Source organism: Phytopseudomonas dryadis (assembly GCF_004327355.1).
Lineage (GTDB): Bacteria > Pseudomonadota > Gammaproteobacteria > Pseudomonadales > Pseudomonadaceae > Aquipseudomonas > Aquipseudomonas dryadis.
This window is the reverse complement of the sequence record NZ_QJUM01000011.1, coordinates 88,909-112,843: the sequence shown is the minus strand read 5'-3', so window position 1 is coordinate 112,843 and position 23,935 is coordinate 88,909. Positions and strand designations below refer to the sequence as shown.

Annotated in this window: 19 protein-coding genes; 9 read left to right on the top strand and 10 right to left on the bottom strand. The window is 66.0% G+C overall.

Annotated features, from left to right (window positions below; genetic code table 11):
• Positions 1-180: 180 nt before the first annotated feature.
• Positions 181-1,674, top strand: a complete 1,494-nt coding sequence (locus DNK34_RS11415; RefSeq protein WP_131175308.1) for an aldehyde dehydrogenase — start codon at positions 181-183, stop codon at positions 1,672-1,674.
• A gap of 92 nt (positions 1,675-1,766) precedes the next feature.
• Complete coding sequence (locus tag DNK34_RS11410) at positions 1,767-2,918, top strand: MFS transporter (RefSeq protein ID WP_131175307.1); 1,152 nt, start codon at positions 1,767-1,769, stop codon at positions 2,916-2,918.
• A gap of 128 nt (positions 2,919-3,046) precedes the next feature.
• On the opposite strand, the gene DNK34_RS11405 is transcribed toward DNK34_RS11410, so the two are convergent.
• The gene (locus DNK34_RS11405; RefSeq protein ID WP_131175306.1) at positions 3,047-4,612 is read right to left on the bottom strand and encodes a phospholipase D family protein; all 1,566 of its coding nucleotides are present in this window, start codon (positions 4,610-4,612) and stop codon (positions 3,047-3,049) included.
• Between the two features lie 47 nt (positions 4,613-4,659).
• The gene (locus tag DNK34_RS11400; protein ID WP_131175305.1) at positions 4,660-6,108 is read right to left on the bottom strand and encodes an aminotransferase-like domain-containing protein; all 1,449 of its coding nucleotides are present in this window, start codon (positions 6,106-6,108) and stop codon (positions 4,660-4,662) included.
• 180 nt (positions 6,109-6,288) lie between these two features.
• On the opposite strand from DNK34_RS11400, the gene DNK34_RS11395 reads away from it, so the two are divergent.
• Positions 6,289-6,531, top strand: coding sequence for a DUF1127 domain-containing protein (locus tag DNK34_RS11395; protein ID WP_131175304.1), 243 nt, complete (start codon positions 6,289-6,291; stop codon positions 6,529-6,531).
• A gap of 377 nt (positions 6,532-6,908) precedes the next feature.
• On the opposite strand, the gene DNK34_RS11390 is transcribed toward DNK34_RS11395, so the two are convergent.
• Complete coding sequence (locus DNK34_RS11390; RefSeq protein WP_131175303.1) at positions 6,909-8,222, bottom strand: NAD(P)/FAD-dependent oxidoreductase; 1,314 nt, start codon at positions 8,220-8,222, stop codon at positions 6,909-6,911.
• Positions 8,223-8,395: 173 nt separating this feature from the next.
• Here DNK34_RS11390 and DNK34_RS11385 point away from each other — a divergent pair, with 173 nt between their 5' ends.
• On the top strand, positions 8,396-8,749 hold the full coding sequence (locus tag DNK34_RS11385; RefSeq protein WP_131175302.1) for a YkgJ family cysteine cluster protein: 354 nt from the start codon (positions 8,396-8,398) through the stop codon (positions 8,747-8,749).
• Positions 8,750-8,753: 4 nt separating this feature from the next.
• On the opposite strand, the gene dadR is transcribed toward DNK34_RS11385, so the two are convergent.
• Positions 8,754-9,242, bottom strand: a complete 489-nt coding sequence (gene dadR, locus DNK34_RS11380) for a transcriptional regulator DadR (protein WP_131175301.1) — start codon at positions 9,240-9,242, stop codon at positions 8,754-8,756.
• A gap of 155 nt (positions 9,243-9,397) precedes the next feature.
• On the opposite strand from dadR, the gene dadA reads away from it, so the two are divergent.
• The 4 genes from dadA to DNK34_RS11360 all read left to right on the top strand — a co-directional run bounded on the left by dadA (position 9,398) and on the right by DNK34_RS11360 (position 12,892).
• Positions 9,398-10,696: a D-amino acid dehydrogenase gene (gene dadA, locus DNK34_RS11375; RefSeq protein ID WP_131175300.1), complete on the top strand. Its 1,299-nt coding sequence runs from the start codon at positions 9,398-9,400 to the stop codon at positions 10,694-10,696.
• Positions 10,697-10,721: 25 nt separating this feature from the next.
• Complete coding sequence (locus tag DNK34_RS11370) at positions 10,722-11,075, top strand: RidA family protein (protein ID WP_131175299.1); 354 nt, start codon at positions 10,722-10,724, stop codon at positions 11,073-11,075.
• A 77-nt stretch (positions 11,076-11,152) separates the two neighbouring features.
• Positions 11,153-12,241 (top strand): alanine racemase, encoded by a 1,089-nt coding sequence (gene alr, locus DNK34_RS11365; protein WP_131175298.1) that lies wholly within the window; start codon positions 11,153-11,155, stop codon positions 12,239-12,241.
• 102 nt (positions 12,242-12,343) lie between these two features.
• Positions 12,344-12,892 carry a cupin domain-containing protein gene (locus DNK34_RS11360; protein WP_131175297.1) on the top strand — a complete coding sequence of 183 codons (549 nt, stop codon included), beginning with the start codon at positions 12,344-12,346 and terminating at the stop codon, positions 12,890-12,892.
• 313 nt (positions 12,893-13,205) lie between these two features.
• Here DNK34_RS11360 and mdtD read toward each other — a convergent pair whose 3' ends face one another.
• The 6 genes from mdtD to DNK34_RS11325 form a co-directional block, all read right to left on the bottom strand.
• Positions 13,206-14,621: a multidrug transporter subunit MdtD gene (gene mdtD / locus DNK34_RS11350; protein ID WP_131175296.1), complete on the bottom strand. Its 1,416-nt coding sequence runs from the start codon at positions 14,619-14,621 to the stop codon at positions 13,206-13,208.
• A gap of 221 nt (positions 14,622-14,842) precedes the next feature.
• Positions 14,843-16,546, bottom strand: coding sequence for a choline dehydrogenase (gene betA, locus DNK34_RS11345; protein ID WP_131175295.1), 1,704 nt, complete (start codon positions 16,544-16,546; stop codon positions 14,843-14,845).
• Positions 16,547-16,642: 96 nt separating this feature from the next.
• Entirely contained in the window at positions 16,643-18,115 is a 1,473-nt protein-coding gene (betB, locus tag DNK34_RS11340) for a betaine-aldehyde dehydrogenase (RefSeq protein WP_131175294.1), read from the bottom strand.
• Positions 18,116-18,570: 455 nt separating this feature from the next.
• Entirely contained in the window at positions 18,571-19,161 is a 591-nt protein-coding gene (gene betI / locus DNK34_RS11335) for a transcriptional regulator BetI (protein WP_131175293.1), read from the bottom strand.
• 59 nt (positions 19,162-19,220) lie between these two features.
• A complete protein-coding gene (locus DNK34_RS11330) occupies positions 19,221-19,913 on the bottom strand; it encodes a response regulator (protein ID WP_131175292.1) in 693 nt (230 codons plus the stop codon).
• The gene (locus tag DNK34_RS11325) at positions 19,906-21,831 is read right to left on the bottom strand and encodes an ATP-binding protein (RefSeq protein ID WP_242675321.1); all 1,926 of its coding nucleotides are present in this window, start codon (positions 21,829-21,831) and stop codon (positions 19,906-19,908) included. Before DNK34_RS11325 ends, DNK34_RS11330 begins: the two co-directional genes overlap by 8 nt.
• 128 nt (positions 21,832-21,959) lie before the next feature.
• On the opposite strand from DNK34_RS11325, the gene DNK34_RS11320 reads away from it, so the two are divergent.
• The gene (locus DNK34_RS11320) at positions 21,960-23,870 is read left to right on the top strand and encodes a potassium transporter Kup (protein WP_411269308.1); all 1,911 of its coding nucleotides are present in this window, start codon (positions 21,960-21,962) and stop codon (positions 23,868-23,870) included.
• Positions 23,871-23,935 lie beyond the last annotated feature (65 nt).

Below are 23,935 nucleotides of genomic sequence, written 5' to 3'. Positions count from 1 at the left end.
GGCGTCGGTACAGGCCGCAAGGAGCGATCGCTTCGAGTCTATGTTTAATAAAACGAACGTGACAAGGCGGTATTGGCCGCAATTGTCAAAAATATTGAAAATCCGACCGGCGCTGGTTTAGTGTGGCCGGCAGGCTATCCAGGGTGCAAGGCGCCTTCACCGACTATTGAGGATGATCGAATGACCCGTTTGACTCGTGCCGACTGGGAACAGCGCGCCAAGCAGCTGAAGATCGAAACCCGCGCCTTCGTGCAGGGCGAGTACCAGGCCGCCCGGAGCGGCGAAACCTTCGACTGCATCAGCCCCGTGGATGGCCGCGTGCTGGGCCAGGTCGCCAGTTGCGACCTGGCCGACGCCGAGCTGGCGGTCAAGTCCGCACGCGCCGCCTTCGATGCCGGCGTCTGGTCGCGCATCGCCCCGGCCAAGCGCAAGCGGAAGATGATCCGTTTCGCCGAACTGCTGCTGGAAAACGCCGAAGAACTGGCGCTGCTGGAAACCCTGGACATGGGCAAGCCGATCAGCGACTCCCTGGACATCGACGTTCCGGGCGCCGCCAACGCCATCAGCTGGAGCGCCGAGGCGATCGACAAGGTCTATGACGAAGTGGCGCCGACGCCCCATGATCAGCTTGGCCTCGTCACCCGTGAGCCGGTTGGCGTGGTGGCCGCCATCGTGCCGTGGAACTTTCCGCTGATGATGGCCTGCTGGAAGCTCGGCCCGGCGCTGGCCACCGGCAACTCGGTGATCCTCAAGCCGTCCGAGAAGTCGCCGCTGACGGCGATCCGCATCGCCCAGCTGGCGCTGGACGCCGGCATTCCAGCCGGCGTGTTCAACGTCCTGCCTGGCCACGGCCATACGGTTGGCAAGGCCCTCGCGCTGCACATGGACGTCGACACCCTGGTGTTCACCGGCTCCACCAAGATCGCCAAGCAACTGATGATCTATGCCGGCGAATCGAACATGAAGCGCGTGTGGCTGGAGGCGGGTGGCAAGAGCCCGAATATCGTCTTCGCCGACGCACCGGACCTGCAGGCCGCCGCCGAAGCCGCCGCCAGCGCCATCGCCTTCAACCAGGGCGAGGTCTGCACCGCGGGCTCGCGCCTGCTGGTGGAAAACTCGATCAAGGACAGTTTCCTGCCCCTGGTGATCGAGGCCCTGAAAGGTTGGAAGGCCGGCAACCCGCTGGACCCGGACACCACTGTCGGGGCCCTGGTCGATACCCAGCAGATGAACACCGTGCTCGGTTACATCGAAGCCGGACACGCCGACGGCGCCAAGCTGGTCGCCGGTGGCAAGCGTACCCTGGAGGAGACCGGCGGCACCTATGTCGAGCCGACCATCTTCGACGGCGTGACCAACGCCATGCGCATCGCCCGCGAGGAAATCTTCGGGCCGGTGCTGTCGGTGATCGGTTTCGACAGCGCCGAGCAGGCGGTGCAGATCGCCAACGACACCGTCTATGGCCTGGCGGCCGCGGTGTGGACGGGCGATCTGTCCAAGGCGCACCTGACCGCCCGCGCCTTGCGCGCCGGCAGCGTCTGGGTCAACCAGTACGACGGTGGCGACATGACCGCGCCGTTCGGTGGCTTCAAGCAGTCGGGCAATGGGCGCGACAAGTCGCTGCATGCCTTCGACAAGTACACCGAGCTGAAATCCACCTGGATCAAGCTCTGACGAGAAAAGCGCTGAAGGCTGGAGGCTGAACGAAGGGGCATTGCGCTTTTCGTCCAGCTTTCCAGCCTACAGCGCTTTTTGTCGAGCGTTTCATGAACTGGAAAACCTATTTCGCCGTCTGTGCCGCGGTGATCAGTATCGGGCTGGCGCTGGGTGTGACCATGCCGCTGGTATCGCTGCGCCTGGAGAGCTGGGGCTACGGCTCGTTCGCCATCGGCGTGATGGCGGCGACGCCGGCGGTCGGCGTGCTGCTCGGGGCATCGCTGGCCGGGCGTCTGGCCGCGCGTTGCGCCACGCCGCGTCTGATGCAGCTGTGCCTGCTCATGGGCGCCGTCTCGGTGACCGGGCTGGCGCTGCTGCAGAACTATGCGGTTTGGGTGCTGCTGCGCCTGCTTCTCGGCGTGGCCCTGACGGTGGTGTTCATCCTCGGCGAAAGCTGGATCAACCAACTGGCCGTGGAGAAATGGCGCGGCCGGCTGGTGGCGCTGTACGGTACCGGCTATGCCTTGAGCCAATTGTGCGGCCCCTTGCTGCTCAGTGTGCTGGGCACGCGCAGCGATCTCGGTTTCTGGTTCGGCACGGCGTTGCTGATCGGCGGTTCCGCGCTGCTGATCGGCCGTACCGGCGCGCCCCGGGTGGATGCCCACAGCGCGTCCGGGCGCGGCTTGCTCGATTTCTGCCGCAGCCTGCCGGCGATCGCCTGGGCGGTGATGCTGTTCGCCGCCTTCGAAGCGATGATGCTGACCTTGTTGCCGATCTACGGCCTGCGCCAGGGCTTCACCCAGGAAGTGGCGCTGCTCATGGCCAGCGTGGTGGTGGTCGGCGACGCGGCCTTGCAGTTGCCCATCGGCCTGCTGGCCGACCGCATGTCGCGGGTCACCCTGTTCCGTGGCTGTGGTGTGGTGCTGCTGTGTTCCAGCCTGGGCATTCCGGCCCTGCTGCACACGCCACTCATATGGCCCGTGCTGGTGCTGTTCGGCGCCAGCGCCGGTGGCTTGTTCACCCTGTCGCTGATCCTTATCGGCGAGCGCTTCCGTGATGATCAACTGGTACGGGCCAATGCCCATGTCGCCCAGCTCTGGGGCATCGGTTGCCTGATCGGCCCGTTGGCCACCGGGGCGGTCAGCCAGTGGGTCAGCGGTCATGCCTTGCCGATGATGATGGCACTGGGTGCGGCCGGTTTCGTCTGGCTGGCCTGGCAGCGCGATGCCTTCGCTGCCCAGGTGCCGTTGTCGCAGCCTTGAAAACCGCCGCGCGCCCGTAGCAGCGGCGGCCCAGGGGAAACCCCGCAGCGATTGGCGGCCATGACGCGGTTCCGGGTAACGGACGCAGTCCTTGTTGCGCCGAGGCCGGGGTTCCTGGGGACTTCTGGCTAAAGCATCTTTTCCAGGCCGATCAGGCGGGAGAACCAGGCGTTGAACTGACGCCAGCGGTTGCCCGGTTCCTTGTCCAGGACGAAGGTCTCGCCGTCTTCTTCGCCGATCCAGACCATGCGGGTGTCGTCGCCTTGCGCTTGCAGGCGCACTTCGTAGCTGACCGCCGGGGCCATGCCCTCCAGGGCCAGGTCGCGTACGTAGGCGGCAAGCTTCGGGCTGTCCACCAGCACCCCGACTTCGGTATTCCAGAGCACCGAGCGCGGGTCGAAGTTGAGTGAGCCGATGAACGATTTGCGTCTGTCCAGGACCAGCGCCTTGCTGTGCAGGCTGGAATTGGAACTGCCGCTGAAGCTGTAGACCGGGCTGGAGTCCTCGCCGGGCTGGCTGCGCAGTTCGAACAGCCGCATGCCGTGCTCGAGCATAGCCTGTCGATAGGGCGCGTAGCCGCCGTGTACCGCCGGCACATCGGTGGCTTCCAGGGCATTGGTCAGCAGGCGGATCTCGACGCCGGCGTCGGCGCGCGAGATCAGGTACTGCATGCCTTCCTGGGCCGGTACGAAGTAGGCCGAGATCAGCACCAGGTCTTCCTGGACGGCCAGCAGGTGTGGCAGCAACTGGGTGGTCAGCAAGAGCTGCGGGTCGGGTTCGCCGCGGGCCAGCACCTTGCTCGGTGCGTCCCACAGCGCGGCACCCGGTGCCCAGATCAGTTCGCCGAGCCAGTGTTCCAGCTGCGGTTTGTCGCGGTATTCCAGCAGCCGTTCGGAGAGTACCGGTTGTTCGGCGCGAGCCTTCTTCAGGTAGTCGCGCAAGCCCTGGCGCGCCTTGCCCAGGTCCTTGTCGTCCGGTTGCTTCCAGACGAACTGCTGGATTGGCTTGCTCAACGCGCTGTTCCAGTACTGATCGAAACTCTGCGACAGGTCCCGCGCCACCGGGCCGACGACGAGCATGTCGATGTCGGTGAAGTTGAGGTTGGGTTCGGCGTCGAAGTATTCGTCGCCCAGGTTGCGTCCGCCGACGATGGCGGCGGCGCTGTCGGCCAGCCACAGCTTGTTGTGCATGCGCCGATGCTGCTGCGACAGGTTCAGGGCACGGCCGAGCAGGCGCGTGGCGCCGTTCATGCGGCCCAGGTGCAGCGGGTTGAACACCCGTATCTGGATGTTCGGGTGCGCCGCCAGCAGGGCGATCTGGTAGTCCTTGCCATCGCTGCTGGTGTCGTCCAGCAGGATGCGCACGCGCACGCCGCGGTCGGCTGCCTGCAGCAGCTCCTTGACCAGCGCCCGGGTGCTGAGCCCGTCGTGCACGATGTAGTACTGCAGGTCGAGGCTGTGCTGGGCGGCGCGTATCAGTTCGGCCCGGGCGGCGAAGGCCTCGTTGCTGGCCGGCAGCAGACGAAAACCCGACTGCCCCGGATGCTCGGCGGCGCGCGCCTCGATGGCGGCGCCGAACGAGGAGTCGGCGGCGGGGATGGCCTGGCTGGGCACGATGGCCACCGGGTTGGCGCAACCGGCCAGGCTCAGCAGGACGATAAGGAGCAAGCGCAGAGGCACTACTGCAGCCTCCATGGCTGGCTGTATTGACCCTGTTAGGACGCCGGCAGCGGAAGAAAGATTCAGTCCGTGTGCATCGCCGTGTCGCGCGCGTGGTTGTCCTCGAGCAATCGCGCCACGCTTGCGCCGACCTGGCGTACCGCAGCTTCGATGGCGGCGCTGGGCTTGGCCGCGTAGTTCATGCGCAGGCAATTGCGGTACTTGCCCGCCGCCGAGAAGATGCTGCCCGGGGCGATCTGTATCTTGTACGGCGCCAGTTCGCGATTCAGGCGCTGGCTGTCGAAGCCCTCGGGCATTTCCACCCAGAGCATGAAGCTGCCCAGCGGGCGGCTGACCCGGGTCTGGGCGGGGAAGTAGCGGCTCACCCAGTCGATCATCTGGTCGCGGCCGCGGGCGTACTGCATGCGCATGCGCCGCAGGTGGGGTTCGTAGTGGCCGCCCTCGATGTACTCCGCCAGGGCCAGTTGCGGCAACTGGGCGGTGGTGCCGGTGCCCATGTACTTCATGTGCAGCACACGATCGAGGTAGCGCCCCGGGGCTATCCAGCCGACGCGCAGGCCGGGCGCGAGGGTCTTGGAGAAGGAACTGCACAGCAGTACGCGGCCGTCTTCATCGTAGGATTTTATGCTGCGCGGGCGTGGGTAGTTGTAGGCCAGCTCGCCATACACATCGTCTTCGATGATGGCCACGTCATAGCGCTGCGCCAGCGCCAGCAGGGCGCGTTTATTGGCCTCCGGCATGATGTAGCCCAGCGGATTGTTGCAGTTGGGCGTGAGCTGGATGGCCTTGATCGGCCACTGTTCCAGCGCCAGTTCCAGCGCATCCAGGCTGATGCCGGTGAGCGGATCGGTCGGCAGCTCCAGGGCTTTCATGCCGAAGCCCTTGAGCGCCTGCATCACGCCGTGGAAGCTCGGCGAGTCGACCGCGACGATGTCGCCCGGCGCGCAGATCGCGCGGATCGCCGCCGACAGGGCTTCATGGCAGCCCGTGGTGATGACGATGTCTTCGAAGGTCACCTGGCAGCCGCTGTCGAGCAACAGCCGGGCGATCTGTTCGCGCAGGCGCTGATCGCCACGGATGCTGCCGTAGGTGAGGGTCTGCAGATCCTGCTTGCGACTCAGGCGTGACAGCGAGCGCAGCAGTGGCCTGAGGGTCGGGCTGTCGATATCCGGGCGGCCGCGGCCGAGCTGGATGAAGTCGTTGTTCGGCTGCATGCCGATCTGTTCGAGGACCTGGTCCCATTGCGACACCTCCACCGGGCGCTGCGCCGTGCGGCTGATCCTGGGCAGCGCCGGTTTGTCCCGGCCGGGTGGCACGAAGTAGCCGGACTTGGGGCGGGGCGTGGCCAGCCCGCGGTCTTCGAGGTGGCGATAGGCCTGCTGCACCGTGCTCAGGCTGACGCCGTGCTCCAGGCTCAGCGCGCGTACCGAGGGCAAGCGGTCCCCCGGGCGATACAGACCTTGTTCGATTCGCGCGCCGAGCAGTTCGGCCAGATTGACATACAGGGTCATGACTGTTGCCTGTTCGGTAGTGGAGGGCGGCAGAGACCAGTACAGATTGTCTCCCAAGCAGCCATTCAGTCGGTTTTCAGCGATTTCTGTATGGATTTAATTGCATATTTTTGAATCTGTCATGCTTTTTCGTCGCTTGCCATCATGGTTACCCATGACAGGTGCAAGCAGGAGAACGAGATGAACGGCCTGAGTGATGTGCGATTGACTCTGACCCGCAGCGAACTGGACGGCAGCCACCGTCCCCGGATGGTGGATCAGGTAACCAGTGGCAAGATCATGGCGCAGCGCTGGAAGCTGTTCCTGCGGCGTCTGGCTACCCGGCGTGCGTTGCTGGAATTGAGCGATGCCCACCTGCGCGATATCGGCCTGACCCGGGAGCAGGCCAGGCAAGAGGCGCTCCTGCCGTTCTGGAAACTGTGAACAGCCGGCCTGCCGAAAGCCCATGGTCGTGTGTAGCCCGGCGTTGAGCGCAGCGATACCCGGGAACGGCTACCCTGGGTATCGCCATGCTCAACCACAGGCTACGGTCCGTGAGTTCGCCCGTAGCAGCCGGTTTGCCGAAAGCCATTGGTCGCCTGTAGCCCGGCGTCGAGCGCAGCGATACCCGGGTCGGTTGCCCTGGGTATCGCTCTGCTCAGCCACAGGCTACGGTCTGTGAACTCGCCCGTGGCAGCCGGCTTGCCGAAAGCCACTGGTCGCCTGTAGCCCGGCGTTGAGCGCAGCGATACCCGGGATCGGTTGCCCCGGGATCGCTCTGCTCAACCACAGGCCACGGTCGACGAAGCACGACCGGTGCTTCAGGCCAGCTCTTTGAGCCGGTGCCAGAGCATGCCCAGCGCCAGGAGCGGGGAGCGCAGGTAGCGCCCGCCGGGGAAGGTCATGTGCGGCACCTTGGCGAACAGTTCGAAGCCGCCGCCGGCCTGGCCGGCGATCGCCTCGCCGAGCAGTTTGCCGGCCAGGTGGGTGACGTTCACGCCGTGGCCGGAATAGGCCTGGGCGTAGAACACGTTGGGCTGATCCTTGAGGCGGCCGATCTGCGGCAGGCGGTTGGCGCCGATACCGATCATGCCGCCCCACTGGTAGTCGATCCGCACCGTGTCCAGGTGCGGGAACACCTCGAGCATCTTCGGCCGCATATAGGCCGCGATGTCAGCCGGATCACGCCCCGAATAGTGACAGGCACCACCGAATAGCAGGCGGCGGTCGGCGCTGAGGCGGTAGTAGTCCAGCGCCACCCGCTGGTCGCAGAGCGCCATGTTCTGCGGGATCAGGGCGCGGGCCTGCTCCTCGTCCAGGGGCTCGGTGGCGATGATGTAGCTGCCCGCCGGCAGTACCTTGCCGCCCAGGGCCGGGTTGAGGTCGCGGATGTAGGCATTGCAGCCCAGCACCAGGTGAGCGGCCCGCACCAGGCCCTGGGCCGTGTGCACGCGCACCTCGCTGCCGTATTCGATGCGCGTCGCCGGCGAGTGCTCGAACAGGCGCACGCCCAGGCTCTGCGCCGCGGCGGCTTCGCCCAGGGCCAGGTTGAGCGGATGCAGGTGGCCCGAGCCCATGTCGATCAGGCCGCCGACGTAGCGGCTCGAGCCGACCACCTCGTGCATCTGCTCCGGTTGCAGCAGGCGCAGCTCATGGCGGTAGCCGAGGCTCTGCAGTTCGGCGGCGTCTTCGGCGAAACCGGCCAGGTCGCGGGGTTTGTTGGCCAGGTCGCAATAGCCCCAGGTCAGGTCGCAGTCGATGGCGAACTGCTCGACCCGTTGGCGGACGATCTCCACCGCTTCGAGCCCCATCAGTTTCATCTCGCGCACACCGCTGGCCCCGATCACCGGCTCGAACTGCTCGAGACCATGGCCGACGCCGCGGATCAGTTGCCCGCCATTGCGCCCGCTGGCGCCCCAGCCGACCCGGTGCGCTTCGAGGAGCACCACCGAGAGGCCTTTCTGCGCCAGTTCGATCGCCGTATTGAGCCCGGAAAAACCGCCGCCGACGACACACACATCGGCACGCTGCTCACCGTGCAGGGCGGCGAAGTCGAGTTGGCGATTGCTGCTCGCGGCGTAATAGGACGGGGCGTGCTCGCTGCTGGGAAGCGACGGGTTGGCACGGGCGTTCATGTGCGAAATCCTGATTGTCTTGTTTGCTAAATTTGACGAGCATAAGCGCTGCGTTCCCTTCGCGCCAAGCACCGCTGGCGTGCAGAGGCAGGCGATGTCGTGTCCGGGTGGGTCTTTTGCCGCGGGCGTGGGCGGGGCGCTACCATGTACGCCTCCTGTTCAGAGCCGCCTCCATGAGCTGTACCCGCGACAAGGTCGACCAGTTGCGTCGGCAGATCCCCCGTTTCGACTGCGTACCGGGTTGCCACGACTGCTGTGGCCCGGTGACCGCCTCGTCGGAAGAAATGTCGCGCTTGCCGCGCACGAGCGCCGCCGAGCAGGAGGCCGCGCTGGCGGAGTACAACTGTGTGCATCTCGGCCCCCAGGGCTGCCGGGTATACGACCAGCGTCCGCTGATCTGCCGCCTGTTCGGCACCACCGCCAGCCTGCCCTGCCCGCGTGGCCGCGGCCCGGAGCAGCCGACCGAGGCGCGGGTGGAGCGCCAGGTGCATCGGCTGATCGCCAGCACGCGGCAGGTGCTGGTGTAAGCCGTCACTCCGCAATCGGCAACTGCAGCGACTCCTTCACCTCTTCCATGACGATGTAGCTCTTCGACTCGCGCACGTGCGGCAGCTTGAGCAGGATGTCGCCGAGCAGCTTGCGGTAGCTGGCCATCTCGTTGATGCGGGCCTTCACCAGGTAGTCGAAGTCACCGGACACCAGGTGGCATTCAAGCACGTGCGGCAGCTTGAGCACGGCGCGGCGGAACTCCTCGAAGGTGTCGCCGGACTTGTAGTCCAGGCTGATCTCGACGAACACCAGCAGGCTGGCCTTCAGGTGTTGCGGATTGAGCCGGGCGTGGTAGCCCATGATGATGCCCTCGCGCTCCAGGCGGCGGACGCGCTCGGTGCAGGGCGTGGTGGACAGGCCGACCCGTTCGCCCAGCTCGGTGAAGGAGATACGCCCGTCTTCCTGGAGGATGCGCAGGATGTTGCGGTCGATCTTGTCCAGCTCGCGGCGGCTCTGGTGTTGAGTGCGCATGGGTGGTGCCCCTCCGTGAAAGGCTGTAAAGGCGAGAACTCTCTTTGAATATAGCTATGTATATAGTGAAAAGCACTGCCCATCACTTTCTATACTGCCCACATTGACTTCTCAATTGCTTTTACGTCAGTGCAAAGTCGCGACGAGGAGAAAACATGCGGGTTCTGGTGCTTGGCAGCGGTGTGATCGGTACCGCCAGTGCGTATTACCTGGCCCGTCAGGGCTTCGAGGTGGTGGTGGTCGATCGCCAGGATGGCCCGGCCCTGGAAACCAGTTTCGCCAACGCCGGGCAGGTATCGCCCGGTTATGCCTCGCCCTGGGCCGCCCCCGGCGTACCGCTGAAGGCCATCAAGTGGCTGTTGCAGAAGCACGCGCCGCTGGCGATCAAGGTCACTGGCGATATCGACCAGTACCTGTGGATGGCGCAGATGCTGCGCAACTGCACCGCCAGCCGTTACGCGGTGAACAAGGAGCGCATGGTGCGCCTTTCCGAGTACAGCCGCGACTGTCTCGATGAACTGCGGGCGCAAACCGGTATCGGTTACGAGGCCCGCCAGCTGGGGACCACGCAACTGTTCCGCACCCAGGCGCAACTGGACAATGCCGCCAAGGATATCGCCGTGCTCGAGCAGTCCGGCGTGCCTTATGAACTGCTCGACCGTGCCGGTATCGCCAAGGTCGAGCCGGCCTTGGCCAGCGTCACCGACAAGCTCTCCGGTGCGCTGCGCCTGCCCAACGATCAGACCGGCGACTGCCAGATGTTCACCCGCAAGCTGGCCGAGATGGCCCGCGAACTGGGTGTCGAGTTCCGCTTCCAGCAGACCATCCAGCGCCTGGATTTCGCCGGCGACCGGATCAACGGCGTGTGGATCGACGGCAAGCTGGAAACCGCCGATCGCTACGTGCTCGCCCTGGGCAGCTATAGCCCGCAACTGCTCAAGCCGCTGGGCCTGCGCGCGCCGGTCTATCCGCTCAAGGGCTACTCGCTGACGGTGCCGATCGTCAACCCGGACATGGCGCCGAGCTCGACCATTCTCGACGAGACCTACAAGGTCGCCATCACCCGTTTCGATCAGCGCATCCGCGTCGGCGGCATGGCCGAGATCGCCGGTTTCGACCTGAACCTCGACCCGCGGCGCCGGGAAACCCTGGAAATGATCGTCGGCGACCTCTACCCGCAGGGCGGCGACCTGAGCCAGGCCGATTTCTGGACCGGCCTGCGCCCGGCGACCCCGGACGGTACGCCGATCGTCGGGGCGACCCCTTATGGAAATCTGTTTCTCAACACCGGGCACGGTACCCTTGGCTGGACCATGGCCTGCGGCTCCGGGCGTTTCCTGGCGGATGTGATGGCCAAGAAGCGTCCGCAGATCAGCAGCGAAGGCCTGGATATTTCCCGCTACGGCAGCGCCCGCGTGCCTGCCGCCGCCTCGCCACAACCGTGCCGTACCTGACGGCCCGCCAAGGAGCATCCGCCCAATGTCCATCCAGCGCCAGCGCATCGAAACGCGCTACAGCGAAATCGTCATCCACAACGGCACGGTCTACCTGGCCGGTCAGCTGGCCGACGATTACAGCGGCGATATCGTCGAGCAGACCGAGCAGACCCTGGCCAATATCGACATCCTGCTGGCCGAGGCGGGGACCGACAAGACGCGCATCCTCTCGGTGACCATCTACCTGCGCGACATGGCGCGTGACTACGCCGGGCTCAACCAGGTGTGGGACGCCTGGGCGCCGCGCGGCCATGCGCCGGCGCGGGCCTGTGTCGAAGCCGCCCTGTACACCCCCGAGGTGCTGGTGGAGATGAGCGTGGTGGCCGCGCTACCCTGAACCCCCTTCGTCGCCAGCGGGCCGGGTGCGTGGTAACGCCCCGGCCCGCGTGTTTTCAACCACCATTCGAGAGAACCATGCGTCCCGCCCGTGCCCTGATCGATCTGCAAGCGCTGCGTCACAATTATCGGCTGGCCCGGGAGCTGTCCGGCGCCCGGGCACTGGCCGTGGTCAAGGCCGATGCCTATGGCCATGGCGCCGTGCGTTGCGCCCGTGCCCTGCAGGAAGACAGCGATGGCTTTGCCGTGGCCTGCGTCGAAGAAGCGCTGCAATTGCGTGAGGCGGGTATCCGCGGGCCGATCCTGTTGCTCGAGGGCTTTTTCGAAGCCAGCGAGCTGGTGCTGATCGAGCAGCATGAGCTGTGGTGCGTGGTGCATGCGCAGTGGCAGCTGGAGTCCATCGAACAGGCGCCGCTGAAGCGTCCGTTGAACGTCTGGCTGAAGCTCGACAGCGGCATGCACCGGGTCGGCTTCCACCCGGCCGACTATGCCGGGGCCTACCAGCGCCTGCTGGCCAGCGGCAAGGTGGCGAAGGTCGTGCTCATGACCCATTTCTCCCGCGCCGACGAGCTCGACTGCACGCGCAGCGACGAGCAACTGGCGGTGTTCCAGCAGGCGCGCCAGGGCCTGGCCGCCGAGACCAGCCTGCGCAATTCGCCGGCGCTGCTGGGCTGGCCGCAGCTGTTCAAGGAACAGCCGGCCAGCGACTGGGTGCGGCCCGGCATCATGCTGTACGGGGCCACGCCCTTCGAACAGCAGCAGGCGCTGGCCACGCGGCTGCAGCCGGTGATGACCCTGGAATCACGGGTCATCAGTGTGCGCGAGCTGCCAGCCGGGGAGCCGGTCGGCTATGGCGCGCGCTTCGTCACCGAGCGCGCGACGCGGGTCGGGGTGGTTGCCATGGGCTATGCCGACGGATACCCGCGGCATGCGCCCAGTGGCACGCCGCTGCTGATCGACGGGCAGCCGTCACGCCTGATCGGCCGGGTATCCATGGACATGCTCACGGTCGACCTCAGCGATCTGCCGGGGTGCGGGCTGGGCAGCCGGGTCGAGTTCTGGGGCAAGGGCGTGCTCGCCAGCGATGTGGCCGGCGCTGCCGGCACCATTCCCTATCAGCTTTTCTGCAACGTGCGGCGGGTACCGCTGGTCTACTCCGGGGACTGAAGGCGCAACTGGGCAGGATTGGCAACCATACTGTTGTAAATACTGAACGCTGTTGCCATGATACGGCCACTTTTCCGTGTCTTCCCAAGGGGGAAACCTGCATTGGACGTCGGTGTTCGACTGCAATCCATCCGTAAGCTCAAAGGCCTCTCCCAGCGCGAACTCGCCAAGCGAGCCGGCGTGACCAACAGCACCATCTCGATGATCGAGAAGAACAGCGTGAGTCCTTCCATCAGTTCGTTGAAGAAGGTGCTGGCGGGGATTCCCATGTCCCTGGTGGAGTTCTTCTCGCTGGAAGTGGAGCAGGACAGCCAGACCCAGGTGGTCTACCGGGCCAGCGAGCTTACCGATATCTGCAGTGGCGCCATCACCATGAAGCTGATCGGCAAGGCCCATCCCAGCCGCGCCATCGCCTTTCTCGACGAAACCTACCCGCCGCAGAGCGACACCGGCCTGGACATGTACGCCCACGAAGGCGAAGAAGCCGGCATGCTGGTCGAAGGCCGCCTCGAGCTGACCGTCGGCGGCGAGGTGTACATCCTGGAAAGTGGCGACAGCTATTATTTCGAGAGCAGCAAGCCGCACCGTTTCCGCAACCCCTTCGACCAGCCGGCCAGGCTGATCAGCGCCACCACCCCGGCCAATTTCTGAAAAGGCAGCGACAAGCCACAAGCCAGAAGCCGAGAACAGCGCTGAAGGCTGGACGAAAAAGCCAGGTAGCCCGGGTCGAGCGCAGCGACACCCGGGGAGGCGTTACCTGGGTATCGCTGCGCTCAACCCAGGCTACGAGCCAGAGGCCGATAAGAGCGCTGAAGGCTGGACGAAAAAGCTTGACGGTGGCGAGGCCGACCACAACGCTGTCCAGCCTCCAGCCTCCAGCCTCCAGCCTCCAGCCTCCAGCCTCCAGCCTCCAGCCTCCAGCCTCCAGCCTCCAGCCTCCAGCCTCCAGCCTCCAGCCTCCAGCCTATTCGTCTACCTCGACCTTGACCCGCCGGGCGCTGCGGCCGTCCTCGGGGGAAAGCTGCAGGAAGATGCCCGCGGCCAGCATCGACAACAGGCCGACGCACAGGTAGGTGGCCTGGAAGGCCGACAGCACGGCATCCGTCTGGCCCTGGTGGTCCAGGCTGAAACCGCCGAGCAGGGCCGCTGCGGCGGCCACGCCGAGGCTCATCGACAGCTGCACCACCACCGAAAGCAGGCCGTTGCCGCTGCTGGCCTCGTTGTCGCGCAGGTCGATCAGGGTCACGGTGTTCATGGCGGTGAACTGCAGTGAATTGAGGGCGCCGATCAGGCTCAGCTGGATGAACAGCTGGACATGCGACGTCTGTCCGTCGACCAGGGCCATGCTGGCGATCAGCAGGCCGAGCAGCAGGGTGTTGCTGGTCAGGATGCGGCGGTAGCCGAGGCGGTCGATCAGCGGCTTGGCCAGCGGTTTCATGGTCATGGCGGCCAGGGCCAGGGGAATCATGCTCATGCCGGCCTGGGCCGGCGAGTAGCCCATGCCCAACTGCAGCAGCAGCGGCGTGAGAAAGGGCAGGGCGCCGCTGCCGAGGCGGGCGAAGACGTTGCCGAGGATGCCCACGGCGAAGGAACGGGTATGGAACAGGCTCGGCGAGAACAGCGCGTTGTCGATGCGTCCGGCGCGCAGCCAGTAGGCCGCCAGGCAGGCCAGGCCGCCGAGCAGCAGGAGCATCACCCGCACGTGGGGCAGGTGCAGCTCGCCCAGACCTTCCAGGGCCACGGTGATCAACAGCATGGCGGCGCCGAACAGCAGGAAGCCGATGGCGTCGAAGCGCGTGCGTTGGGGGCCGCGCAGATCCGGCATGAAGCGCAGGGCGGCCCAGCAGCCGAGCGCGCCCACCGGCAGGTTGATCAGGAAGATCCAGTGCCAGCTGGTGTATTCCACCAGCCAGCCGCCCAGGGTCGGGCCGATCAGCGGGCCGAGCAGGCCGGGCAGGGTGATGAAGCTCATGATCCGCACCAGCTCCGTGCGCGGGTAGGCGCGCAGCACCACCAAACGCCCGACGGGCATCATCAGGGCGCCGCCCAGGCCCTGGATCACGCGGGCGGCGACCAGCATGCTCAGCGAGTTGGACAGGGCGCAGAGCAGCGAGCCGAGGCTGAACAGCAGGATGGCGCCGAAGAAGATGCGCCGGGTGCCGAAGCGGTCGGCGATCCAGCCCGAGGCCGGGATCAGCAGGGCCACGGTGAGCATGTAGGCGATCACCACCGACTGCATGCGCAGGGGGTCTTCGTCGAGGTCACCGGCCATGCTCGGCAGGGCGGTATTGAGGATGGTGCCGTCCAGCGTCTGCATGAAGAAGGCGATGGCGACGATCCAGGGCAACAGGCGGGCGGTGCGGGCGTCGAGCAGGGTCATGGCGGTCGCGAGTCTGCGGGTGGTAGAGCAGTTTGACCGATGCCGGGCGCGAATGTCTCGATCTTGAAGCTTGAAGCTTGAAGCGGCGAACGCTTCACCCTTGCACTTGCCTGGTCGCCTGGCCGGACCTCGGCAAACCCGGGTTACGCCTGCGGCTAATCCAGGCTACGCATACAACCGTAGCCCGGGTGGAGCGAAGCGATACCCGGGAGCTGGCCGTCTCAACCCGCCGAGCGTATTGCCTCGATACCGCGCACCGGCGTGCCGCGTACCGGCGCGTCGCCCGCCACATGGTAGGGCGCATCGCTGCGCGGCAGCGGCGCCCGGCCACGGATGCGATCGGCGATCTTCTCGGCGATCATGATGGTGGTGGCGTTGAGGTTGCCGGTGATGATCTGCGGCATGATTGAGGCGTCTACCACGCGCAGCCCCTGCAGGCCGTGCACGCGGCCCTGCCCGTCGACCACCGCCATGGCGTCTTCGCCCATCTTGCACGAGCAGGAGGGGTGGAAGGCGGTTTCCGCATGTTCGCGGATGAAGGCGTCCAGCTCCGCATCGCTCTGCACATGGGCGCCGGGGCTCAGTTCGCGACCGCGGTATGGGTCGAGGGCCGGCTGCTGCATGATCTCGCGGGTCAGGCGGATGCCGTCGCGGAATTCCTGCCAGTCCTGTTCATGGGCCATGTAGTTGAACAGGATGCTCGGGTGCTGGCGTGGGTCCTTCGACTTCAGGTGCACGCGGCCGCGGCTCGGCGAGCGCATCGAACCGACGTGGGCCTGGAAGCCGTGTTCCTTCACCGCATTGCTGCCGTTGTAGTTGATCGCCACCGGCAGGAAGTGGAACTGCAGGTTCGGCCAGGCGAAGGCCTCGCGCGAACGGATGAAGCCGCCGGCCTCGAACTGGTTGCTGGCGCCGATGCCATTGCCGGCCAGCAACCACTGGGCGCCGATACCCGGCTGGTTGAGCATCTTCAGCGCGGGATACAGCGAGACCGGCTGGGTGCAGGCATACTGCACGTAGACCTCCAGGTGATCCTGCAGGTTGGCGCCCACGCCCGGCAGGTCGTGCACCACATCGATGTCCAGGCCGCGCAACAGCTCGCCGGGGCCGACCCCGGAGCGCTGCAGGATCTGTGGCGAGGCGATGGCGCCGGCGCACAGCAGCACTTCGCGGCGTGCCGTGGCGATGCTCGGCGTACTCGCGTTGCCCTGCAGGTAGGCCACGCCGCTGGCGCGCTTGCCGTCGAACAGGATGCGGTCGGTGGTGGCGTGGGTGACGATGCTCACGTTGGCGCGTGCGCGGGCCTGGTCGAGGTAACCGCGGGCGGTGCTGGCGCGGCGGCCCTCCGGGGTCACGGTGCGATCCATCGGGCCGAAGCCTTCCTGCTGGTAACCGTTGAGGTCGGAGGTAGCGGGGTAGCCGGCCTGTACGCCGGCCTCGATCATGGCCTGGAACAGCGGGTTGTTACCGGGTTTCGGCGTGGTCACGCTGACCGGGCCGTCGCCGCCATGGTAGTCGTTGGGGCCGATATCGCGGGTTTCCGCCTTGCGGAAATACGGCAGGCAGTCCAGGTAGCTCCAGTCTTCGAGGCCGGGCTGGCTGGCCCAGTTGTCGAAGTCCAGGGCATTGCCGCGGATGTAGCACATGCCGTTGATCAGCGAGGAACCGCCCAGGCCCTTGCCGCGGCCGCACTCCATGCGGCGGTTGTTCATGTGCGGTTCCGGGTCGGTTTCATAGGCCCAGTTGTAGCGCCGGCCCTGCAGCGGGAAGGCCAGGGCGGCGGGCATCTGGGTGCGAAAGTCGAGGCGGTAGTCGGGGCCGCCGGCCTCCAGCAGCAGGACACTGACGTCCGCGTCCTCGCTCAGGCGGGTGGCCAGGACATTACCGGCCGAGCCGGCGCCGATGATGATGTAGTCGTATTCCATGGGAAATATCCTCCTGCGGAGGGCTGAAAGCTGGAGGCTGGACGAGTCGGGGCCGCTTTTCGTCCAGCCTTCAGCCTCCAGCGCTTTTATCGTCTTTTAAAAAACGCTGGCGTAATCGCCCAGCTCGACCTGCACCGACTTGATCCGGGTGTAGTGGGCCAGGGTGGTCAGGCCGTTCTCGCGGCCGACGCCGGACTGCTTGTAGCCGCCGACCGGCATCTCGGCGGGCGATTCGCCCCAGGTATTGATCCAGCAGATGCCGGCTTCCAGCCTGTGGATGACCCGGTGGGCGCGGGCCAGGTCGCGGGTCACCACGCCGGCGGCGAGGCCGTACTGGCTGTCGTTGGCGCGGCGGATGGCTTCCTCTTCGCTGTCGTAGATGAGGATGCTCATCACCGGGCCGAAGATTTCCTCGCGGACGATGGTCATGGCATCCGTGCAGTCGGTGAACACGGTGGGCGCCACGTAGGCGCCATTGGCGTAGGCCCCCTCGGTCACGCGTTCGCCGCCGGTCAGCAGGCGCGCGCCTTCCTGGCGCCCCTTGTCGATGTAGCCGAGCACGCTCTCCATATGGGCGAAGCTGACCAGCGGGCCGAAATTGGTGGCGTCCTGCTGCGGGTCGCCGAGGCGAATGCGTTTGACCCGCTCCAGCACCTTGCTTTCGAAGCGGGCCTGCAGCGCCCGTGGCACGAAGACCCGGGTGCCATTGGTGCAGACCTGGCCGGAGCTGTAGAAGTTGGCCATGACCGCGATATCGGCGGCGCGCTCCAGATCGGCGTCGTCGAAGATGATCAACGGCGACTTGCCACCCAGCTCCATGGTCACTTCCTTGAGCGACGAGCTGGAGGCGCTGGCCATGACCTTCTTGCCGGTGACGGTGCCGCCGGTGAAGGAGATCTTCTCGATGCCGGGGTGCTCGGTCAGCCACTGGCCGACTTCACTGCCGCTGCCGGTGAGCACGTTGAACACGCCGTCGGGCACGCCGGCCTCGGTGTAGATCTCGGCCAGTTTCAGGGCGCTCAGCGGGGTCACTTCGCTGGGCTTGAAGATCATCGCGTTGCCGGCGGCCAGCGCCGGGGCGGATTTCCACAGGGCGATCTGGATCGGGTAGTTCCAGGCGCCGATGCCGGCGACCACGCCCAGGGGCTCGCGGCGGGTATAGACGAAGGAGGAGTCGCGCAGGGGGATCTGCTCGCCTTCGATGGCCGGGATCAGGCCGGCGTAGTACTCGAGCACGTCGGTGCCGGTGACGATGTCCACGTAGCGGGTTTCCGACAACGGCTTGCCGGTGTCCAGGGTTTCCAGCTCGGCCAGTTCGTCATTGCGCGCGCGCAGGATGTCGACGGCGCGGCGCAGGATGCGCGAGCGCTGCATGGCGGTCAGCGCCGCCCAGGTCTTCTGCCCCTCGACGGCGCTGGCCACGGCGTGCTCGACGTCGTCCCGGCTGGCGCGCTGGACCTTGGCCAGCACCTCGCCATTGGCCGGATTGATGCTCTCGAAGCTGGCGCCGCTGCTGGCGTCGACATAGCGACCGCCGATGTAGAGCTTCTGGTCTTCGAATCGGGCCATGGGGTGTCCTCTTGATGGGGTTGCGCAAGGCGTGCACGGCGCCCTGGCGAATGGTTCGGCGTGGCAATGGGGGTGGCGAAAAGGATGAGATGCAAGCCGATTGATCAAAAAACAGCCTACTTTATTTTTATTGATCGATCAATCAATAACGATTCCGAGAGCGACGGGAACCGTGCCGGAAGCGACGAATCGGCGCTGTTTCAGGGGGGGCTTCGACGCAGCGCTGTAAAAACAGTTACAGCGGATAGGCACGGTAGGAACTGGCTTGCCAGCGAAGCGATATCACCCACAATGCAAGGGTGAATTTCGCCACCGCTATCGCCGGCAAGCTGGCTCCTACATGAGCCTCGATACCGGGCGCACTCTGTTGCTGTGAAGACGCTACAGTGCAGTCACCAGCGCAGACCGGGAATCAAACCGGTTGGTTATGGGCGAGGCAGTGGCTGCCGGGGTCGTCAGCCCGCCTTGGCCAATTGCAGGTCCAGGTAGTCGTAGGCGATCTGCACCGCCTGGCGGGTGTCGAAGGCTTTCCCGGACAGCGCGCCGCGCAGCCACAGGCCGTCGATCAGCGCGGCCAGGCCGCGGGCGGCGGCGCGGGCCTGCTGCTGCGGCAGCACCCGGTGGAACTGGCCGCACAGGTTGGAGTACAGGCGGTGGTCGTTGACCCGCTGCAGGCGCCGCAGCGAGGGCTGGTGCATGCTGCTGGCCCAGAACGCCAGCCAGGTCTTCATGGCCGGGCCGTTGACCTGGGTTTCGTCGAAGTTGCCGTCGATGATGGCGCGCAGGCGCGCGCGCGGCGTGTCTTCGCGCAGGGCCCGGTGACGGGCACGCACGGCATCGCTCAGGGCTTGCATGAGGTGGCGCATGGTGGCTTCGAGCAGGCCGTTCTTGTCCCGGAAGTAGTGGCTGATGATGCCATTGGACACCCCGGCCAGGCGGGCGATATAGGCGATGCTGGCGTCGCTCATGCCGACCTGGTCGACGGCTTCGAGGGTAGCGGCGATCAGCTGCGAGCGGCGGATCGGTTGCATTCCGACCTTGGGCATCGTGTTCTCCGGTAGGGGCTGTGATGGCAGTCTAACAGAGGCGTCCGCAGGCTGGCCGCTCAGCCATCCCGATCCACCAGGCGATAGCCGACCCCGGCTTCGGTGACGATCAGCCGCGGTGCGGCCGGGTCGTCACCCAGCTTCTGCCGCAGGTGGGCGATGACGATGCGCAGGTAGTGGCTGTGCTCGACATGGCTCGGCCCCCAGATGTCGCGCAACAGCTGCTGTTGGGTGACGACCATGCCGGGATGCCGGGCGAGCGTCTCCAGCACGGCGTATTCCTTGCGTGTCAGGCCGACATCCTGATCGTCCAGGGTGACCCGGCGAAAGGCGAAGTCGACCCGCAGCGGACCACTGACCAATGCTGCCGATGGCCTTTCGGCCGATGGCCGATTGCGCAGCAGGGCGCGTACGCGGGCGAGGAACTCCTGCACGCCGAAGGGTTTGCTGACGTAGTCGTTGGCGCCCTGGTCGAGCGCCATGACCTTGTCCTTTTCCCCGGCGCGTACCGAAAGTACCAGTACCGGTATGCTCGACCACTCACGCAGCCGCGCCAGTACCTGCTGGCCGTCCAGATCCGGCAGGCCGAGGTCGAGCACCACCAGGTCCGGTTGTTCCAGCGCCGCCAGGCGCAGGGCCACTTCGCCGCCGTCGGCTTCGATCACCCGGTAGTTCTGGGCCTGCAGGCCGATGCGCAGAAACTTGCGGATGGCCGCCTCGTCGTCGACCAGCAGAATGGTCGCTTCACTCATGGGCAATGGCCTCGTTCTCGCCAGGTTCATCGTCCGGTGCCGCCGCCAGCGGCAGGTGCAGGGTCAGTGTGCTGCCCTGGCCGACGACCGAGGCGACGCTCATCTTGCCGCCATGGGCAGTGAGCATGCCCTGGCAGATCGCCAGGCCCAGGCCGGTACCCCCGCCGCCGCGGTCACCCCGGGCGGCGGTATAGAACATGTCGAAGATACGCGCCTGTTCGTCCGCGGGAATACCGGGACCCTGGTCGCTGACGGCGATGCTCAGCCAGTCGCCGTCGCTGCAGACGCGAATGCCGATTTCACCGCCGGGCGGTGAGAAGCGGGCAGCGTTTTCCAGCACGTTGATCAGCGCCTGCTCGATCAGTGCGCCCTGCACCCACAGCAACGGCGTGTCGCCGGGTACGCTGTGGCTGACCCGCAGGGGCTGCAGCACCGGCTGCAAGCGTTGCAGGGCGGCGGCGATCAGATCGTCGGCGCTGACCCAGTCGCGCTCCAGGCGCAGGGCGCCATGGCCGAGGCGCGTCATGTCCAGCAGGTTCTGGATGTAACGATCCAGGCGCGCGGCCTCGGTGCCGGTGTCCTGCAGCAATTCGTCGCGGACACTCGCGTCGAGGCTGTCGGCGAACAGTTGCAGGGTTTCGATATTGCCGCGCATGGCGGTCAATGGTGTGCGCAGATCGTGGGATACCGAGGCCAGCAGGGCACTGCGCAGCCGCTCCGTCTCGTGGTGCAGGCGCGAATGGGCGAGGGCTTCAGCGATCTTCACCCGGGCCAGCGCATTGCTCAGCAGCGGCAGCAGCGCACTGATCAGGCGGCGCTGGTCGATAGGCGGCGCGTCGCCCTGGCCGGTACGCACGCCAAGCAGCGCCAGCGGCTGATCGATCTCCAGCAAAGGCCACCACCACCAGTGCGGGCGCGCCAGGCTATGGCTGTCGTAACCGCGCGGCTGGCCGTTGCGCCAGGCGTGTTCGGCACTGATCCGCTCCAGTTCGCTGAGGTCGGTCGGGCTGCCGTCCAGCGTCTGCCAGTGACCCTTTTCGTCCCGGCTCAGCAGGCACAACTGCGCGGCGGGAATATCCAACTGGCGGGCCATGGCGTGCAGCAGGTCGCCGTGATCACGGGCGTTGCTCAGGCGTTCGGCGAACAGCAGCAATTGCTGGGTGTGCGTCTGTGCCTGCTGCAGGTCCCGGTACTGTCGACGCTGGCGGGCGGCGAGGTTGCCGGTGAGCAGGGCCATCAGCATGAAGAACACCAGGGTGAGGATGTCCTGCTCGCGACGAATCATCACCGACCAGGTCGGCGGCAGGAAGTAGAAGCCATAGGCCGCGAACGACAGCAGCGCGCAGAGCAACGCCGGGCCGGTGCTGCTGCGCACCGCCACCAGCAGCACGGCGGCGAGAAATATCAGGGAAATGTTCGGCAGGTCGAGCCAGCGCGAGATGCCCAGGGCCAGCAGTGCGCCGACAACTGCCGCAGCGATCGCCAGCAGATAGTCGGCGAAAGGCGCCGTGGGCCCAGGCACGCGTTTCTCGGTGGGTTTTCCTGGCAAATTCAGGACGCCGATTTCGAAACCGTCACCCTTGCGCAGCAACGATCTGGCCAGCGAGCGTCGCGCTGCGCCAATGCACCACAGGCCCGCTGCCTGCCGGGCATGGGCGAAGTCCATGAGCAGCGCGGCGCAATCGTTGCCCTGCAGTTGCACGTAGCTGCCGTCCAGTTGTTCGCAGAGGCGTTCCGGCGTGCGCAGCCGTTCATGTCGAGCACTGCCGTCCAGCGCCACGGCGACCCACGGCCTGCCACGCTGCCGGGCCAGCTCGGCGACATGGCTGAGCAGGGCGTCTTCGTTGGCCTGGCCGCTCAGGCAGGCCAGCAGCGGCCCCTGTGGATAACGCAGGGTGGAAGGTGCGGCGGTAGGCATGGCGATTTCCGTGTCCCGGGCTGTGGCGATCATGGCCCGCTGCAAGGTTGGCGTAAAGAACCGCGAGTGGGCGTAAAAATGCCGTAAAACTTCGCCTGGAGGCGCTGTCGGTGGCTGAGTTCAGGCGTATATCTGAGGCCTCTGCATTCCCAGAGAGCTTGAACGTGAGCACCACCACCCGCACGTCACCCGTCGCACTGCTGATCGGCGCGGTCGGTATCGTTTATGGCGATATCGGCACCAGCCCGTTGTACAGCCTGAAGGAAATCTTCTCGCCGCATTATGGGGTCGGCCTGTCCCAGGCCAGTGTGCTGGGCATCCTGTCGCTGATCTTCTGGTCACTGACCCTGGTGGTCACGGTCAAGTACGTGATGTTCATCCTGCGCGCCGACAATGGCGGCGAAGGCGGCATCATGGCGCTGACCGCCCTGGCTCAGCGCGCCGCGGCCAGCCACCCGCGGCTGCGCACGGTGCTGATCATGCTCGGCCTGTTCGGTGCCGCCTTGTTCTATGGCGACAGCATGCTCACGCCAGCGGTCTCGGTGCTGTCTGCCGTGGAGGGCGTCGGCCTGGTGGTCGACGGCATCGATCACTGGGTGGTGCCGGTGGCGCTGCTGATCCTGGTGCCGCTGTTCGTCCTGCAGCGCCATGGCACGGCGCGCATCGGTTATCTGTTCGGCCCGGTGATGGTGATCTGGTTCGTGGTGCTCGGTGCGCTGGGCGTGCATGGCATCGTGCAGCGGCCGGAAGTGCTGCTGGCGCTGAACCCGTACTGGGCGCTGCATTTCTTCATTGCCAATCCATTGCTCGGGGTCACGGTGATGGGCGCGGTGGTGCTGACCATCACCGGCGCCGAGGCCCTGTACGCCGATCTCGGCCACTTCGGCCGTCGGCCCATCGTGCAGGCCTGGCTGTTCCTGGCCTTCCCCGGTCTGATGCTCAACTACCTCGGCCAGGGCGCGGTGCTGCTCAGCGACCCCGCAGCGGTGCGCAACCCCTTCTACCTGCTGGCGCCGTCCTGGGCGCTGATTCCGCTGATCGGGTTGTCGACCTTGGCCACCATCATCGCTTCCCAGGCGGTGATCACCGGCGCCTTCTCGGTGACCCGCCAGGCGATCCAGCTCGGCTATGTGCCGCGCATGCAGATACTGCACACCTCCAGCGCCGAACAGGGGCAGATCTACATCCCGCTGATCAACGGTCTGTTGGCGATTGGTGTCGTGCTGCTGGTGCTGGGCTTCCAGTCGTCCAGCGGCCTGGCTGGCGCCTATGGCGTGGCGGTGACGGGCACCATGCTGTGCACCACGCTGCTGGTGTCGGCAGTGATCCTGCTGTTGTGGCGCTGGCCGAAAGCCCTGGCCGTGCCGTTGCTGGCGGTGTTGCTGCTGGTCGACGGGGTGTTCTTCGCTGCCAACATTCCGAAGATCATGGGCGGTGGTGCGGTGCCGATGATGGTCGGCATCCTGCTGTTCGGCCTGATGACCACCTGGAAGCGGGGGCGGCAACTGGTGCTCGAACGCCTGGACGAACATGCGCTGGTACTGAAGGACTTCATCGCCAGTATCACCCTGCAGCCGCCCCATCGGGTATCCGGCACCGCGGTGTTCCTGACCAGCCGCGTGGATGTGGTGCCCCACGCGCTGCTGCACAACCTGCTGCACAACCAGGTGCTGCATGAGCGGGTGATGCTGCTCACGGTGCTCTACGAGGATCGTCCGCGGGTGCCGTTGGCGGAGCGCTTCGAACTCAATGCCTATGACCAGGGTTTCTACCGTGTGCGCCTGCGCTTCGGCTTCCTCGAAGCGCCGGACATTCCCCAGGCGCTGGCGCAACTGAGCGAGCGAGGGCTGGATTGCCCGCCGATGCGCACCACCTACTTCCTCAGCCGGGAAACGGTGATTCCTTCCGAGCGCATCGGCATGGCGATGTGGCGTGAACGGTTGTTCGCGGTGCTGCAGAAGAACGCCGGCAGCTCCCTGGGGTTTTTCCGCCTGCCGGTGAACCGGGTCATCGAGTTGGGAACCCAGGTGGAGATCTAGTGCCCCGTCACAGATCAACTGAGGGGTGAACGGCTTCTCGTAGGGTGGGGCGGGCCACGCCCGCG